12 protein-coding genes and 1 pseudogene are annotated in these 17,370 nt (G+C 60.5%); 2 read left to right on the top strand and 11 right to left on the bottom strand.

The window, feature by feature from the left end; all coding sequences use genetic code 11:
* Positions 1 to 21 precede the first annotated feature (21 nt).
* Complete coding sequence (locus tag CNQ84_RS14995) at positions 22 to 546, bottom strand: DUF3833 domain-containing protein (RefSeq protein WP_096005652.1); 525 nt, start codon at positions 544 to 546, stop codon at positions 22 to 24.
* A 222-nt stretch (positions 547 to 768) separates the two neighbouring features.
* A complete protein-coding gene (locus CNQ84_RS14990) occupies positions 769 to 1,257 on the bottom strand; it encodes a winged helix-turn-helix transcriptional regulator (RefSeq protein WP_096005651.1) in 489 nt (162 codons plus the stop codon).
* A 109-nt stretch (positions 1,258 to 1,366) separates the two neighbouring features.
* Between CNQ84_RS14990 and fabF the strand changes: the two genes are divergently transcribed.
* Entirely contained in the window at positions 1,367 to 2,635 is a 1,269-nt protein-coding gene (gene fabF / locus CNQ84_RS14985) for a beta-ketoacyl-ACP synthase II (protein ID WP_096005650.1), read from the top strand.
* A gap of 217 nt (positions 2,636 to 2,852) precedes the next feature.
* Positions 2,853 to 4,469: a sensor domain-containing diguanylate cyclase gene (locus CNQ84_RS14980; RefSeq protein WP_096005649.1), complete on the top strand. Its 1,617-nt coding sequence runs from the start codon at positions 2,853 to 2,855 to the stop codon at positions 4,467 to 4,469.
* Positions 4,470 to 4,490: 21 nt separating this feature from the next.
* Here the strand turns inward: CNQ84_RS14980 and CNQ84_RS14975 are convergent, their stop codons facing one another.
* From CNQ84_RS14975 to CNQ84_RS14940, 9 genes and pseudogenes are all read right to left on the bottom strand, one after another.
* Positions 4,491 to 5,576, bottom strand: coding sequence for an AI-2E family transporter (locus CNQ84_RS14975; RefSeq protein ID WP_096005648.1), 1,086 nt, complete (start codon positions 5,574 to 5,576; stop codon positions 4,491 to 4,493).
* A gap of 146 nt (positions 5,577 to 5,722) precedes the next feature.
* Complete coding sequence (locus tag CNQ84_RS21145) at positions 5,723 to 6,436, bottom strand: methyl-accepting chemotaxis protein (RefSeq protein ID WP_425439975.1); 714 nt, start codon at positions 6,434 to 6,436, stop codon at positions 5,723 to 5,725.
* Positions 6,437 to 6,580: 144 nt separating this feature from the next.
* Positions 6,581 to 7,642: pseudogene (locus CNQ84_RS21140) on the bottom strand (Cache 3/Cache 2 fusion domain-containing protein); the annotation flags it as partial.
* Between the two features lie 93 nt (positions 7,643 to 7,735).
* Positions 7,736 to 8,845: a cytochrome-c peroxidase gene (locus tag CNQ84_RS14965; protein ID WP_096005646.1), complete on the bottom strand. Its 1,110-nt coding sequence runs from the start codon at positions 8,843 to 8,845 to the stop codon at positions 7,736 to 7,738.
* A complete protein-coding gene (locus CNQ84_RS14960; RefSeq protein WP_165771306.1) occupies positions 8,845 to 11,586 on the bottom strand; it encodes a TonB-dependent receptor in 2,742 nt (913 codons plus the stop codon). The genes CNQ84_RS14965 and CNQ84_RS14960 overlap by 1 nt, the downstream gene beginning before the upstream one ends.
* A gap of 107 nt (positions 11,587 to 11,693) precedes the next feature.
* Positions 11,694 to 12,668, bottom strand: a complete 975-nt coding sequence (locus CNQ84_RS14955) for a FecR domain-containing protein (protein WP_096005644.1) — start codon at positions 12,666 to 12,668, stop codon at positions 11,694 to 11,696.
* A gap of 1 nt (position 12,669) precedes the next feature.
* Positions 12,670 to 13,179, bottom strand: coding sequence for a sigma-70 family RNA polymerase sigma factor (locus tag CNQ84_RS14950; protein ID WP_096005643.1), 510 nt, complete (start codon positions 13,177 to 13,179; stop codon positions 12,670 to 12,672).
* 87 nt (positions 13,180 to 13,266) lie between these two features.
* Positions 13,267 to 15,549 carry an ATP-dependent DNA helicase gene (locus CNQ84_RS14945; protein ID WP_096005642.1) on the bottom strand — a complete coding sequence of 761 codons (2,283 nt, stop codon included), beginning with the start codon at positions 15,547 to 15,549 and terminating at the stop codon, positions 13,267 to 13,269.
* Complete coding sequence (locus tag CNQ84_RS14940; RefSeq protein WP_096005641.1) at positions 15,546 to 17,189, bottom strand: VRR-NUC domain-containing protein; 1,644 nt, start codon at positions 17,187 to 17,189, stop codon at positions 15,546 to 15,548. Before CNQ84_RS14940 ends, CNQ84_RS14945 begins: the two co-directional genes overlap by 4 nt.
* Positions 17,190 to 17,370 lie beyond the last annotated feature (181 nt).

Here is a 17,370-nt window from a genome sequence, read left to right as displayed (position 1 = left end):
GCACTCGCCCCCTTGGCCCGCTCAGGGCTGTCGGCGGAAGAACAGAGTGACCTGACCCAACTCGACACCAAACTTGAGCATGCTGGAGCGATTGATCAAGGTGTCTTCGTCCATCAGGTACATCCAGTCGTCAAAGGTCACGACATAGCTGGTGTCATCCACCGGCAGGTTGAGCTCATAGCGCCAGCGCAGCGCATTGCCCGCCAGTTCACCAACCGCCGTGCCAATCACGTCGTCCGCAGTCCCCAGCCAGCGATCCTCGCCGTCAGGCGTCAACGTCCAGACGCGCCGCTGGGTCGTGCCATCGCTGTAGACAAAGCGCTCATCAAGAATCAGACGATCCCCCTCACGGTAACTGTTGATGTCGACGTGAAAGCGCTTGATGACCTTGCCGCTGCGGTCCTGAAACATGCCCCAGGCCTGGACGGGCCGGTCGAAGAAGGCAAGCAGATCCAGCTTCGGTTGCTCGGAAGCATAGTCATCAACCTTGACGCTGCCACAACTGGCCAGCCAGACACAGCAGAAAAGCACCAATAGCCGCTTCATATATCACCTCGTTTCGGGAATTCAATTGCTGCAAACGCCGCGACCGGTACGCATGGCACCTATCGGGCTAAAATACTGTACAAGCACAATATAACGTACAACTAGGGTATAGGTTTTACAGTATCCGAGCCATCAGGCAGACGACCGGACGAAGGATAGGCAATAGCGAGGTTGCTGGCAGATAGATGCAAAAGCCGACAGGCTGCCTGAACATCGCCAGCGTTAACGCGTTCTGATGCGTCCTAGGCGCGCACGCATGGCGGCACTGGCAGCTGGGCCGGGTTGTACCGTGCAGTGCGCAGGCGCAAGGGTACGGCCGTCGTCCGGGTCAGTAAATGTCAGTTGCAGACGTTTGCCGCTCTGTCGCTCCACCACCTGAACGCTTTCGCCCCCGGTGGCGTAATGGCGATTTCCCCAGTCGACAAATGCCATCAGTACCGTCGCGAAGTCCTCACCCTTGGCGGTCGGAACATACTCGTAGCGCAAGGGGCGCTGGCTGTAGGGCACGCGTTCAAGCATGCCGGCTTCGACCAGTGCCGTCAGCCTGCGGGTCAGCATGTTCGGCGCTATGCCCAGACTTTGCGAGAACTCGTCGAACCGTCTAAGACCCTGTAACGCGTCGCGCATCAGCAACATGCTCCACCACTCACCTACCTCATCCAGGCTACGGGCGATGGGGCATTCGGCGTTGCTGAGCTTGGTGCGTTGCATGGTCTGTTCCGTCGATCTGCATTCTGAGCTGGATCAAAATGTTACTTTTATTATGATAGTAACGTCTATCTGCCGTTGGACTTTCTCGAAACTAAGGAGCAGGACTCTGATGAACAAGCGCATTGTGGTCACTGGCATGGGAGCGGTCTCGCCGCTGGGAACCGGTGTGGATACCGTCTGGCAGCGCCTGATAGCAGGCCAGTCCGGCATCCGCTCGCTGCCGGAGGAACTGATCGGTGACCTGGCTGTTCGCATTGGTGGCCAGGTACCGGGTGTTGAGCAGGATCCTGAAGGCGGGTTTGATCCAGACCGTTACCTGCCGGCAAAAGAGCAGCGCAAGATGGACCGCTTTATCCTGTTTGCCGTTGCCGCCGCGCAGGAGGCACTCAACCAGGCCGGCTGGGCACCGCAGGACAATGAAGGCCAGGAGCGTACCGCGACCATCATCGCTTCAGGCACCGGTGGCTTTCCGGCCATGGTGGAGGCCGTCCGCACCACCGACAGCAGAGGGCCGCGCCGTCTGTCACCGTTCACTATTCCTGCTTTTCTCTGCAACATGGCGGCTGGACATATTTCCATCCTGCATGGTTTCAAGGGCCCGCTGGGAGCGCCGGTTACCGCCTGCGCTGCCGGCGTGCAGGCCATTGGCGATGCGGCGCGGATGATTCGCGCAGGGGAAGCAGACATTGCCATTGCCGGCGGCGCCGAGGCGTGTATTCATCGCGTCAGTCTGGGCGGCTTTGCCGCGGCGCGAGCATTGTCCGGCAGCCACAGCGATGCCCCGGAAAAAGCCTCACGCCCCTTCGATCAAGCTCGTGACGGGTTCGTCATGGGTGAGGGCGCCGGGCTACTGGTGATCGAGTCGCTGGACCATGCACTGGCACGCGGCGCAACCCCCATTGCGGAACTGGTGGGCTACGGCACCAGTGCCGACGCGTATCACATGACCGCAGGGCCGGAAGATGGCAGCGGCGCACGTCGGGCGATGGAGCAGGCGCTCAAGCAGGCTGGGGTCAGCTCGGATCAGGTGCAATACTTAAACGCTCACGCCACGTCGACACCGGTCGGTGATCTGGGTGAACTGGCAGCCATCAAGGCGTTGTTCGGTGAGGGCGCAGCTCCGGCGATCAGTTCCACCAAGTCCGCAACAGGCCACCTGTTGGGTGCGGCGGGCGGAATCGAGGCGATCTTCACCGTGCTGTCGCTGCGCGACCAGTTAGCCCCAGCCACCCTGAATCTGGACAACCCGGACGAGGCCGCCGCCGGGCTGGATCTGGTGCGCGGCAGCGCGCGGGCCATGCCAATGGAGTACGCATTGTCGAACGGGTTCGGTTTTGGCGGGGTCAACGCCAGCGTATTGTTTAAACGCTGGCGTTAAGGTGGCACTGATCAACTCCACACGCCCTCTGCGAGCCTCACGCGTGTAGGAGCAAGCCGTGCTTCGGGGCATTCAGGCCTACCCGCACCCTGTGTTGTGGTTCCCGACATGCCTTCGAAACCACGCCTTGATTGCGGATCGATCTGAGCGCCAGAGCGCATGCGGACTTAGTCAGTGCTTGCGACTGGTTCATGTGCGCAAGGAAAAGGTGGCCGCGATGGCAGAGGGAAGTGTGATTGTCAGTGAAGACGACAGCTTGGGCGCCGCCGTTGTGGTGCGGCTTGCGTACCCGCATCAGATTGTCGAAAGTGATGGCATGCTGCAACGGGGGCTGGGGCCGGAACTTGCCGCAGCCGCGTGCGCTGCAGAAGGGCTGTCGGCCATCGCCTCGCCGCTGTCCGAGCGCCGACTGAGTGAACTCTTTTTGCGCCTTGGTCAAACAAGCTCGCAGCGCCGGCAATTGACCGTTCTGGTCAGGCAACGCTGGGTTTTGATTTCCTTCGAGGGCGGCAGGCCGCAGGCTGACAGGGTGAAACTGTACCTGCAGGATGTGACGCCACTTAAACTCTACGAGCGCGCGGATAACCAAGCGGAACACCGCCTGGTGACGGCATTGGAGACGGCCTGCGTTGGCGTGTGGGAGTGGAATCCGGGAGCGCCAAGCATCACGTTGTGCATGCGCGCCGCCACCTGGCTGGGCATTGGCAACCGGACCTGTGAGTTGCCATTCGACACCTGTCTTAAACGCATTCATGCTGCCGACCGCCCGCGAGTGCGGGCGGCTGCGGCAGCGTGTGCCACCCCTCGTGCGGTCAGCGAGTTGCACGAACTGGAGTTCCGCATCAAGGCTGCAGACGAGCAATACCACTGGGTGGTGCTGGCCGCCGCCTCGCTGCCGCGCACGGAGCAAAGCGAGTTCGCCCGTATCACTGGCAGCATTCGCGATACCACGCTGCATCGCCAACTGAAGCAGTCGGACGCCAGACAGCAGGAGCTGATGTCGCTCGCCGCCGAGGTACAGCAGGCGTTTCTGGTTGATCAAAGCCTGGTCGCGGCCTGCGACCGACTGTTTGATCCACTGCTGGAAATTACCGACAGCCGACTCGGCTTCATCGGCATTCTGTGTACCGGCGATGACGGCGCGCAGTACCTAGAAGTGCCCAGCATATCCAACATCAGCTGGGACGAGGCGAGCCGTGACTGGTACAACTCGCATCGAGACGAGGGCCAGTCACTGCGCTTTCATTCGCTCAACAACCTGTTCGGCCACGTGGTGACCCACAACACCATCGTCTGTACCGAGACGGTCAACATGCACCCGGCCAGCCGCGGCCAACCCCAGGGCCACCCGCCCATTCACAATTTCCTGGGTATCCCGCTGCGCTTCGACGGGCAGGCTGTGCGTTACGAACAGCACATTGCACTTGCCGTGATGGATGTCGACTTCTTCAAATCGGTCAACGACAAATACGGCCATCAGGCCGGCGACAAGGTCCTACGGGTCTTTGCAGACACCCTGAGCGACGCCGTGCGCCGCTCGGACGTGCACGCCCGGGTGGGTGGCGAGGAATTCGCGGTGCTGCTCGCCCAAACCAACGAGACTGACGCAGTCGATGTGCTGGAGCGCTTTCGCCGAACCCTGGAAAACACCCTCATTGCGCTGAACGACGGCATGGAGATCAGCATCACTGTCAGTATCGGCTACTGCGACTTCTTCGATGGCCTGCACGATGTCGACCACTGGTTCAATCTGGCCGACCGCGCGCTCTACCAAGCCAAGGCCCAGGGGCGCAACCGGATAATCAAGTGGGTGCCTGACCCGATCGCCCGATGACTGCCCGAGCACCGGAGCAGGCTACTCGCCTTGCTCCGCGGGTGTTTGCGCGTCTACCGGCTGCGGGGTCGGATTGAATTCCTCGGCAAAGATCTGCCAGAACGCGATGAACAGCGCTGCAATCAGCGGCCCGATAACAAAGCCGTTGATACCGAACAATGCGAAGCCGCCAAGGGTGGAGAGCAGAACCAGATAATCCGGCAGCTTGGTATCACGACCAACCAGCAGCGGGCGCAGGATGTTATCCACCAGGCCGATAACCAAGGCACCAAAGGCAATCAGGATGATGCCCTGGGTCCAGTGTCCGATGGCCAGCAGATAAATAGCCACAGGCCCCCAGATCAGGCTGGCACCGACCACCGGAATCAGCGACAACAGCATCATGACAACGCCCCACAGCAGGGCACCGGGAATGCCCAACGCCCAGAAAATCAGGCCACCCAGACCACCTTGCACCGCCGCCACAACCAGGTTGCCCTTGACCGTCGCGCGGGTCACTTCGGCAAACTTGCCAAACAGCTGGTACTCGCGCTCATCACCCAGCGGCAGAGCACGCACCAGCAGCTGTACCAGTTGAGGACCGTCACGCAGCAGGAAGAAGGCCAGATAGATCATCAGCGCCAGGCTGGCAAAAAAGCTCAAGGTACCCTGACCCAGCTGCACTGCATTCTGGGCGAGGAAGCGGCTGGAGGTGACGGCTGCATCGGTTGCCAGCGTCTTGATGCGCTCCAGGTCAATGTTCAGGCGGCTGAACACGTTCTCGACCACCGGGAAGCTATGGCGCAGCTTGTCCATGATCGCGGCCGGGTCAAACTGGCCGCTTTGCACCCGCTCATAGAGCGCATGGCCCTCTTGGACGAACGAGGTGATCACAAACACCGCCGGCAGGATACACAGCGCCATGCAGACCGTAAGGGTGGCCAGCGCCGCGATGTTCTCATGGCCATGCCAGCGCTTGACCAGACGCTGGTGCAGGGGATGAAACAGCAGACCGATCACGCAGGCCCAGAACACCGCACCGAAGAAGGGTTTGAGCAAATAGAGAAACAGCAAGGTGACGACGATCAGTAACAACAGAAAAGAACGTTGTTCGAGTTTGGCCTGCATGGGCTCGGCTCCTGCCATGGAAAAGCCTGATTGGAGCAGAAAAGCCCGCTGGTTTGGAAGCACTGATTGCGACTAGCCACACCTTCAACTGCGCGGACCACCGCCTCACCAGGCCCACGCCGACCGGGCAGGGCGTACCGATTAGCTCAAACCTTGTAGTAGGCCAGCAGGGTGCGTAGCTTTTCGGCGAGTTGAGTCAGGTCCTGGCTGGCAACACGGGTTTGCTCGACCTGCTCGCTGTTCTTGCGCGCCTCGTCGCTGATACGCACCACATTGCGGTTTATCTCCTCGGACACCTGGCTCTGCTGCTCGGCGGCGCTGGCGATTTCGGTATTGACCTGACTGATCTGGGTAACGGCGTTCATCACATCACTGAAAGCGCGCCCAGTCGCTTCGGCCACCTCTGCGTTGCGTGCAGCCAACGCGCGATTGTTTTCCAGCATGCCGGAGGAGCGGTCCACGCCGCTTTGTACGCGCTCGATCATGCTGCGAATCTGCTGGGTCGAATCCTGGGTGCGCTGGGCCAACGAACGTACCTCGTCGGCAACCACAGCGAACCCGCGACCTTGCTCTCCGGCACGTGCCGCTTCAATCGCGGCGTTGAGCGCCAGCAGGTTGGTCTGCTCGGCAATGCCGACAATCACCTCCAGCACCAAGCCTATGTCGCTGCTGGCCGATGCCAGCTCCTGCATCACCTCCATGGAGGCAGCAATCTCGTCGGCCTGTTGCTGAATGCTGCCGACTGTGTTGTTCATGGTACCTCTGCCGTCTTCGGCCTCACGGCTAGCCTGGCTCGCAGCGGATTCGCCTGCAGCAGCGCTTTGCGCCACGCTCTGGGCGGTCAGGCTCATCTCGTGCATGGCCGTGACCACCATTTCGGTTTCCCGATTCTGAACACTGACGGAACTGGCCGACTGCTCGGCGATACGCGCCAACTGATCCGCCTGTCGGAGAATGGTGTCGGACGACTCCAGCGCCTCGCGAATGGTGTGCTGAATGCGATCCAGCAGCCGATCAAAGGCGCCGGCCAGAATAGCGAACTCGTCACGGCCTGTCGCATTGAAGCGGACCGTTAAGTCCCCCTTGCCGTCGGCAATGTCTTCGACCGCCCGCAGCGTGGCCTGCAGTGGGCGCCCAACGATGGTTTTCATCAACAAGCTGATGCCGATTGCCAGGATGATGCCGGCCAGTGTGATCAGCGCAGCGACCGACAGCGAGTTGCTGAAGATCAGGCCATTGACTTCATCCTTCGAGTAGCCGAGTAGGATGTCATAGCCCCAGGGCGAGAAACTGGCCGTCTCGACGTGCCAGTCACTGTTGTTATCCAGCGCCGCCAGCACCTGTTCGTCGGTCAGGTGTGCGGAGTGCATGCGAACCTTGCCAGTCGGATCGCGCAGAGCAACAAAGCCCTGATCCAGAATGCGCGCGCCGGATATGGCTTCTGCCAGCACCTCAAGGTTGGCCGAATAGCCGACATACCAAATTCCCCTGGTTTGCCCGCTGCTGTCCTTGATGGGCTCATAACCAGTCAGATAGGGCTGTCCGAGGATATCGACCTGACCGTAGAACGCTCGCCCTGCCTGAATTGCTTTTATCGCGTTACCGGCCGGGTCCAGCCTGGTGCCGATGGCACGTTGTCCATCGCGCATGACATTGGTCGATATCCGCACATAATCGTCTCCCTGACGGGAGAACAGCGTCGCTGTACCGCCCATGACCTTGGTCAGGTCGTCTACCAAGGAAAAATCGTTGGCTTGCGCCGTGCCGCCAAGCAACAACTGGGGGGCGCGCTCGTTGCCTACGGCAACGGTCGGTCCCAGACGCGGCTCGCCCAGTGCCATGCCGCGCTCCATCAGCAGCGCCATGCTGCTTTTCACTCGCTCGCCCATGATCGCGTCGGTCACCTTCAACAGGCGTGTGACCTCGTTACGCAGAGACGTTGATTCGGTGTTTGCTTGCCGGTGAATAAGGCGGCTCTGGTTAATTGAGCTGATTACCACGCCAATGACGATGAAGCCGATCAGCAGTGCCGCTAGGGTGGCGACAAACTTCTTCTGCAGAGACATATGGTGCAGCCCCGATGTATGTATTGACCTAAATCAAGGTATCGACCGGTTTTATTCGCGCTTAAATATTTCTTGCGTGGGCCCACCAAAGCGTCACTCGACCGATAGCGCCTCAGGCAGCTCAGCGGGCACGGCTATATGGGGCATGCTGCCTGTCAGCGACAGCAAAAAGGCCTTGAGATCCGCCAGATCGTCGGCCTCAAGCTGCAGTGGACGAATGTGCGGTGAAAGCTGCGCTTGAGGCGTGCTGTCCCCGCTGTCTGGAATTTCCGCGTTCTGCCACCAACCCATGTTGTACAGCGATAGCAGCATGTCCAGATCGGTCGCCATGCCCGTGTGAAGGTAAGGGGCCGTCTTGCCAACACCGCGCAGGGGTGGGGTGCGAAAGGCACCAACCTCTGACACGTCACCGGTAACTTGGTAGCGCCCCTTGAAGTTCCCGACAGTGTGAAACGAGGTGCCCAGGTGGTGAAATGACTGATCGCTAAGTAGGGAGCCGTTATGACAATTCATGCAGCGCGCCTTGGTGCGAAACAGGTGCAGACCTCGAATTTCCCGCTCATCCAACGCGTCTGTGTCGCCGCGCATGAACAGATCAAAGCGAGTATTGGTCAACGTCAGCGAGCGGCTGAAGCTGGCGATGGCGTTGACGATACGTTCGCTGCTGATGGTTGCATCACCGTAGGCTTGGGCGAACAGCTCAGCGTAGCCGGGAATGCGCTCTAGCGTAGCGATGGCTACAGCAGGGTCGCCGGCCATTTCTACCGGGTTGAGCCAGCTGGCCATGGCCTGCTGCTCCAGGCTGTCGGCGCGGCCGTCCCAGAACAACCGTTGCAGATAGCCGCTGTTGACTACCGTGGGGCTGTTCATGTTGCCCACCTGACGATTATGGCCGATAGCCTGCCGGCGGCCATCGGCCCAGCCCAGATCCGGGTCGTGGCAGCTAGCGCATGCCAGTTGGCCAGAGCCAGACAAGCGCCGCTCAAAGAACAGCTGCTTACCCAGCACGCGACTGGCTTCGCTGCAGGGGTTGCTGGCCGGGCAGGGTGGGGCTGCTGGCAGGGCAGCCAGTGGCTGCGCCTGCACGCCGTCATCCAGGGTGGCTGGTGGCCAGTGCTCCCGCGCCTGTCGATAGCGCTCGATCAGCGCGGGGTCGGCGATGACTTCACCGACCCACAGCAGCAGTACAAGATACCAACGCATCAGAACCGGTACCCAAGCTCCAGCCAGTACTGACGGCCAACGGCAAACAGTTGTACCCCCGCCTCGGAGCGAATGACGTTACTGCTGTTGGTCAGGTTGGCGACATCAACCCGCACATAAGGCGATGAGTCGCCCTTGAGCAGTTGGTACTCAAGGCTGACATCCCAGCTCAGGGTGCTGCCTTGATCTTCGATTTCATATTGTTGCAGCCCGCTCGTTGCATCACGTCCCAGGCCGCGCAGGTACTCATAACCATCGGTGTAGGTCAGGCTGTTGCGTACATAGAGCCGACCACCTATGGCTTGGGTAATCAAGTCGATGTTGGCGGTGATAGGTGTGGCAAGGTCGCTGCCTGGCAACTCGCTGCGATTGATGCGGTTACCTTCGAAGATTACTTCGGTGTCCGGGTCAGTGCTGGAAAGGTAGCCACCGCTTCCATCGATATAGGTTGAGTCGGTACTCTTGTCCATCCAGGAAGCGGTGGTCAGCAGGCTCCAGCGCGTATTGCGCCAGTTCAGCGGTTCGGATTGCCAGATCAGGTCAATCTGATTGGTTTCGCTGCCGCCGTCGTTGGTGAAATTGTAGATGCCAGTTGAGCTATCGTAGCTGCTTCGCACCTGCTCACGACCTCGACGATGGACCAATTGCAGTCCGGCCTTGCCAGCCCACAAGGGCCCGCTGATGCCTAAACTGTATTCATCATCGTAGGGGGTGTTAAGGTCGGTGTAGCTCCATTGCTGGTCCGGCTCTACCACTACGAAATCAGCAGTAGGGCTGCTGCGCTCACGAATCGTCATCATGCTGCGTTCTTTCTCGCGCAGTCGATAGGAGAGGAATGATTTACCGTAGTACCGGTTGGCACCAGCGCTGATGCGATAGTCGCGTTGTTCATCGAGAAAATACTCAAGCAGCAAACGTGGCGCGAAGTTGGTATTGCCCAACCAACCATCGCGCTCGGCGCGTAAACCTGCACGCCAACCAAACTGGCCATACTCGCCGGTCAGTTCACTGAACAGCGCTGCATTCAAGTTGGTGAAGCTGAGTTCGCCCGCATGGTAGACCACGTTGCGGTGCAGGTACTGATCGGTTGGCGACCAGGAGCCAGGGCTGATGGGTGCGGGTAGCGGCTGGGTAAAGTCGAGCTGATAACGATTGAAGATAAAATCATTGCCTCGGTCTTGTTTGTAACCGATCCAATTGAACTCTCCACCGTACTGCCAGGTGATGGTCTGGCCGAGAGGCTGGGTAAATTTCAGGGTGCTCCCAAGGGTTCTTTGGTTATTCTGCAACTCGCCGTAGCCACCGACCATACCAGCGTCGTAAATGGAGGTGTTGCCGTACTGGTTCAGAATGTTTTCTTCGTAGTCTCGCTGGTCGGCGGTAACACCCGCTCGCATGTTCAGTTCCATACGGCGTGGCCCCAAGTCCTGAGCAAAATTAACACTCAGGTTCAGGCCGTTGTGCTGACTGTCGAAGTCTGAATCGCGGTAGTTGATCAGGAAGCTGTCCTCGCTGTAGTCACTGTAAGCCAGTGAGGCATTGAGGTCGTAGTCCCGCTCAAGCAGATCCATGCGCACCACGCCGTAGCGCGAGTGCGTCTCCAGTTCACGCTCCTCACTTGGGCAGAAGATGCGCCCGGTCTCAAAGAAGTGATTCAGGTCGATGTCTACATACTGCAGCTGTTGAACTCGCGAGCGCTTTTCGCTGATACCGGCAAAGATGCCAACATCACCAATGCGAGTGGTACCACTGATACTGGTCTGGCTTTTCTTGAAGTTGGGCTGGAACTGGCCAGGCACCCCTGTGGGCATTTGCGCAGCGCCATCGCTGAATTCACCTTCCTGCGACGGGTCAATGTGGAACTCGGTCCATGAATCCTGCGTGCGACGATGGCTAATGGTCAGGCTGTCGCGACCATTGTAGGCCTGGGTTTGCGCCCGCACGATACCGCCGCTGAAGCCGCCGTCGGCGGCAGAGGCGTTGACGTCAACCACTTCGATACGCTGAAGAAAGTCGGTATCGATAAACAGCCCCTGAGAGTGTCCAGCCACCTGTGTGTAATTGGAGGCGCTCTCCTTGGTTGCAGGGTCCAGCAGATTGTCGATAGACGCACCGTCCAGCTCGATCTTGTTCTGATAGGCCGCAGCACCGCGAATAGAAAATTCGGCCGGTTTCAGGTCACCTTGGCGCAGGCTGGAGCTGGCAGTGTTGTCGACCCGCACCGACGGCAGCACGCTGACACTTTCTGCCAGGTCCGAGCGCAGCCCATCACGCAGTTCGCCCCCCTGCAGCACCTTCACGTCCGGGTTGAGTGAATCGCTTTGCACCAGCAGTTGTGGCAGCGCAACGGGCTTGGCGGCGGTCTCTTCCGCGGTGCGGATCAGGAATACACCCTCTGACTGAGTGATGACGCGCAGCGGGCTACCCACAAGCAGCGCAGTCAGTGCTTGCTGCACACTGAACTCACCCTGCAGGCCGCTTGAACGGTAGTTGGCAACCTGCGCTGCGTTGAATGAGAGCAGCACGCCGGTCTGCTCTCCGACCGCATTCAGCGCGCTGGCCATATCGCCGGCCGGCACGTTGAGGGTAAAGCGGCCACTCTGCGCGGCCTGTACTGATGCTGTGCCCGCATCCTGGGCTGTTACCCCTTGCGGCGAGCCGATCGCCACGCCAATGACCGTGGCCAACAGCAGTTTGCGCACCGGTGGCGTTTGAGTGGTGTAGAGAGGCAGTGCTGGCATGTCGATCCTCGACTGATTTATGAGTTTCATTCTCCTTAACGAATGAGAATTAAAATCAGCTCAGCAGAGATTAACAATTTTGAGGGCTGCAGGAGTGGGGAGACAAATCAGGCGCTGGCGGTCCGCGGACTAAGTCGAATCCAGACGCGCCCAATGCGCTTTACGTCCAGCGAGAGAGTCGCCTGCAACGCGGCGAGCACTTCATCCAGGCGGTCCAGCGGGTAGGTGCCGGATACCTCCAGCGCGGCAACAGCAGCAGTACACTGGATCAGGCCCGCGTGATAATGGTTGAGACGAGCGACAAATTGGCCCAGCGGCATGCGATTAGCCACAATCAGGCCATGGCGCCAGGCATCCTCGCCAGCCACAACGGGCTCCAGCCGATAGCCATCCGCCTGAAGCACCGCTGCCTCACCGGCCAGCAAATGGAAAGCCACGGGCGCGCCGCCAACTTTGACCTCGCCCTCATGCACCGCAACACGCGTCTGCCCGGCCTGTTGCTGCACGCTAAATCGCGTGCCGATGGGTGTAATGATGCCTTCACGAGTGATCACCTCTAGCGGCATCATGTTGCCATCGCGGGCGGCAAAGCGGTGGCTGGTGAGCAAGATCTCACCCTCCAGCAACCAAAGCCGCAGACGCCCCTGATATACATCCTGACGCACTGTGGTCCGCGCGTTCAACAACACCTCAGTGCCGTTATACAGACGCAGGCTGACGGTCTCGGCGCTGCCGGTGCGGGCATCTGCCTGCCAGCGCTGCCAGGGCCGCTGCTGCACAGCGAGGCTGCCAACCGCAGCCACCAGCACCAGGGCACCACCGCCGCGTAGCAGATCGCGGCGAGACAAACCCGGTGCATCAAGACTCTGCGCCAGTGCAGTAACCGGCTGGCCGCGCAGTGGCTGCAGGCGCGCGCTGATATCATCAATGCGCTGCCAGGCGCGCTGGTTATCCGGGTGACTGCCGCACCACTGAGCGATCACAGTAGCGCGATAGCGCTCGGGGTCTGTAGCTTCGCGATAGGCCAGCAGGTGCATGACAGCCTGGTTGATGACGTCTTGGGAGAGGCGGGCGGTGTGCATGTCAGGACAGCTCGGCAAAGTAGCATTGGGTCAGGGCCTGGGTCAGATAGCGCTTAACACTGCTGATCGAGATGCTGAGGGCACTGGCAATCTCGGCCTGTTTCATGCCGTCCAGCTGCGACATCAGAAAGGCCTGCTTGGCTACTGCGGGCAAGCCGTCCAGCAAGCGCTCTACCTGGAGCAACGTCTCGATAATCAGATGGCGTTCTTCCGGCCCGGGTGCAACCGCCTCGGGGCGACTGGCCAACGCATCCAGGTACGCTTGCTCAAGCCGAGCCCGGCGCCAGTGGTCAACCAGCAGGTTCTTGGCGATCGCCATCAGGGTTGCCTGGGCATCACGCGGCGGCTCGGGGTTGGGGCGGGTGATAAAGCGTACAAAGGTGTCCTGCATCAAATCCGCCGCGCGCTCCGAACAGCCTGATTTGCGCTGCAACCAGCGCTGCAACCAGCCCCGATTGTCGGTATACAGGTCGCTCAGGTAGCGATCAGATGAGGAGTCGTGCGCAGGCATCGCAGATCATTCAGACGGTGGCCAATAGATGGCGCAGAATTTAAATGATATTTATTCTCATTACAACCATGCAGCTACCGCCCAATATCACCTGAGTCGTGAGCTGATCGCCCACCAGCGGGGTAACAGCTCGCGCACCGTGCGCTGGCCAAAGCGGTCATCCAGCAAGTAGACCACGCCTTGATCGTCGGTTGTCCGTATCACTCGCCCGGCGGCCTGTACCACCTTTTGCAGCCCCGGATACAGGTAGGCATATTCATAGCCGCTGCCGGCGCTGTCACTGAACATCACCTCGAGTCGCTCGCGCATTTCTTCGTTCACCGGATTGATCTGCGGCAACCCCAGTGTGGCGATAAACGCGCCGATCAGGCGGCGCCCGGGCAGGTCGATTCCTTCCCCAAAAGCACCGCCCAGCACGGCAAAACCGACACCGCGGCCATGCTCGCTGAAACGGGCAAGAAAGGCGCTACGCTCGCCCTCATTCATGCTGCGCGACTGAGCCCACACCGGGATGTCGGGGAAGCTGCGCTGAAAGCGCTCCAGCACTTGTTCCAGATAGGCATAGCTGCTGAAGAATGCCAGATAGTTGCCGGGTTCCCGGGCAAACTGCTCGGCCATCAATTCGCTGATGGGCTGCAAACTGGCGCTGCGGTGCTGGTAGCGCGTTGACAGGTTGCGAACAATCGAAACGTTCAACTGGTCGGCATGAAAGGGTGACTCAACCTCCAGCCACTGACTGTCCTCGGGCAGCCCAAGCAAGTCACGATAGTAGTGAGCCGGGCTCAGCGTTGCAGAAAACAGCGTAGTGCTGTGTGCAGTGGTGAAGCGCTGCTGCAAAAAAGGGGCGGGCACGATATTGCGCAGACACAGGGTGGACAGGGTGCGGCGTCCGGTCCCCGGGTGGCGCGTGATGTCGAACAGCGAATGCGGGCCGTAGGCCTCTGCCAGACGGCAGAACAGCATGGCATCAAAGTAAAACAGGATCAGCGCGTTGGCATTGCCGTCCGGCTGGTCGGTCAGATGTTCGGTGATGGCGCTGACGGCTTTTTGCAGGCTGAGAATGAACAGGTCCGCGATCGCCGGATAGATCTGGTAGTCCTCGCTCTGGTCACGATGCAGCGCGTTCCAGTGGCGGGCGACCCGGTCGAGCGGGGCTTTCAGCGTTGCCGGCGCCTGCTTGCGCAAGGTGTTGAACACGCCCTGGTCCAGCTCGGCGGTGTACATGCCGCGCGCGCGATCAATCAGGTTGTGCGCCTCATCCACCAGCACGGTTACCCGCCAGTCGTTGAGCACAGTCAGGCCGTAGAGCAGGGCGCTCATGTCGAAGTAGTAGTTGTAATCGCCCACCACCAGATCGCTCCAGCGGCACAGTTCCTGACTCAGGTAATAAGGGCAGACGCTGTGCTTGAGCGCGATGCGGCGCACCGCCGCCTGGTCCAGCCACTGCTCGGCGACGGCCTCGGCCCGGGCGGCGGGCAACCGGTCGTAGAAGCCTTGGGCCAGCGGGCAGGATTCGCCGTGGCAGGCCTTGTCGGGGTGCTCACAGGCCTTGTCACGGGCGATATGCTCAAGCACCCGTAATGACAGCGGCGTTTCGCTGTGCTTGCGCAGACTCTGCAGCGCATCCAGTGCCAGCTGTCGCCCCGGGGTCTTGGCGGTGAGGAAGAACAGGCGGTCTATCTGCTGATCAGGCATCGCCTTGAGCTGCGGGAACAGGGTGCCGAGCGTCTTGCCGATACCGGTGGTGGCCTGGGTCATCAAGGTCTTGCCGTCGCGTGCGGCGCGGTAGACCGCTTTGGCCAGTTGCCGCTGGCCGCTGCGAAAGCTCGGATAAGGGAAGGTTAACTGCTGCAGCTGCTGATCGCGTGCGCCACGGTGGTGGGTTTCCTGCCGTGCCCAGGCGATGAACCGGTCGCATTGACGGGCAAAAAACTGCCGTAGTTCATCCGCGGCAAAGGTCTCGCGAAAGCTGGTTTCCTTCTGGGTAACCACGTTGAAGTAGACCACCGCCAGGTTGATCTCTTCCAGCTGCAGTTCGGCACACAGCAGCCAGCCGTACACCTTGGCTTGCGCCCAATGCAGCACCCGGTGATTGTCGGGGATGCGGCTGATATCGCCGCGGTGGGTCTTGATCTCTTCCAGCAGGTTCAGCTCCGGGTCATAACCGTCGGCACGGCCAATCACCAACAGCCCAGGGTAGCTGCCCGCCAGCGTCAGCTCGCTGACATAACCGGCGCCACGGCGTGACACCACTGTCTGGTGCCCGGCGATACCTTCCTGCGCCGTGGGCGCCGGGGTAAAGCGCAAATCCAGATCACCCTGCTTGGCGGTAAACTCGCACAGCGCGCGCACGGCCACCTGATAATTCACGCAATCGGCTCCCACTGCACATGCACCACTTCAACCGGCATGCGGTGCTCGGCGCAGAACGCTAGCCAGCGGCGCTGATTGTCCTGCAGCCGGTCACCAGGCCCCTTGACCTCGACCATGCGGTAGCGTCGCTCGCCAGGCCAGAACTGGATCAGATCGGGCATGCCGGCGCGGTTGGCACGAATATCCTTGAGCATGCGTTCGCACCACCGTTTTAGGTGTTGCGCCGGAATGCACTGCAATGCAAGGTCAAGCAATGCTTCATCAAGCAGGCCCCAGAACACGAATGGCGACTGCAGGCCGTGCTTGCTCTGCCAGCGCTGCCTGATGATCTCCACGTAGCGGCCGTCATCAATGGCAGCCAGCGCGTCGGCGAACAGTGATGACCGGCGGCTGGCGAACTCGGCGTCATGCAGATCCGCAGGCCCGCTCTGGAAGGGGTGAAAGAAGGCACCGGGCAGGGGCGCGAACAGGGCGTCCCAGCAGAGCAGCCCAAACAGGCTGCAGATCAGGCCGTTCTCGACGTAAAACACCGGGGCCTCAGGTTGCGCCAGGTGCTCAGCAATAGCGTGCTCCACGCCCAAAGGGTCCGGGCCGGGAAGCGTCAGCAGACGAGTCGGTGTGTCCGCCTCCGGCACGGCGGCTGGCGTCGGCTGCGACAACTTGCGCCCCAGGCGCTTCAGCGCCCGCTCAAGCAGTTGTTGTTCAGCAGCGCTGTGCGGCGCAGCCAATGCGCTGCTGGCCAGCGCGTACGCCTGCTCCGGCTGATCCAGCCGCTCGTGCAGCCGCACGGCACGTTGACGCGCCTCGCTGTGCTGGCACTGGAGATACAGCGTCAGCGCCTCTTCCAGCCGCTGCTCGCGCTCGAGCTGCTGCCCAAGCTGAAAGCGCAGGCGCTGGTGACGACGCTCAATCCAGGGGTTTTCGCTGGCAAAGTCAGCGCACAAGGCCAGCACCTCGGCCACATCAACCCCGGCTTCCAGCTGATCGCGGCAGCGTCCAAGATAAATGTAATCATCAACATCTGCGGCGCGGTGAAAACTGCGTGACTCAGTACAAAAGGGCACCTGTTCGTATTGCTGGACGCCCAGCTCGGCCAACACAAACTCGCTCCAGTCCTGCGCCAGGTTGCCAAAAAACAGTAGCCGCAGGCGCTCGCACAGTGGGCTGATGGTCAGACTGTACAAAACGTCAGACGGAATGCCGGGCCACTCACTCCAGGGCCTTGAGTTTGGCCCTTGCGCGATAATCGCCTCCAGCAATGCCTGCTTGCCGAGTTTGCTCGCCTGGCTGATACCCAGATCAAGGCCGGCCAGCTCGCCTTTGAGCAGCAGACGGGCGAGGGTGTCGATCTCGATGGCCTGATCTGTTACCAGCCAGCCCTGTTCAAGCAGGGGCTGGGCAGCCCGCTCGATATCGCCGACTTCCTCGTAGGCCAGACGACTAGCGCGGAAGTGGTCACCCTTGCGCATGATCAAACGCACCAGCAACGCGCGCGACGCTTCGGGCTGCGCTGTGAACGCCCGCACGAAGGCGTGCTCATCTACGCTCAGCAAGTCGGCATAGCGCGCATCAACCCAGTCCAGGACGAACTCGAAGTTGCGCAGGTAGTAGAAGTCGGTGGCGAGCAGTTCAGGCATCACGAAACAATGGATACTGGTTGAATGTCCAGCATTGTGCGCACCTGAAGCTGCTAATTCAAGCCGGGCGGACCAGCGGATGCCAAACGCTGAATGATGCAACAGAGTGTTCAGCGCAGCATGCTTGCCGCCCCGGGCAGCAGCCCCTACCGTGTGGGATTGCACAACAACAAGAACAGGA

The sequence above is a fragment of the Pseudomonas abyssi genome (assembly GCF_002307495.1).
Lineage (GTDB): Bacteria > Pseudomonadota > Gammaproteobacteria > Pseudomonadales > Pseudomonadaceae > Halopseudomonas > Halopseudomonas abyssi.
This window is presented reverse-complemented; position numbering and strand designations above follow the sequence as displayed.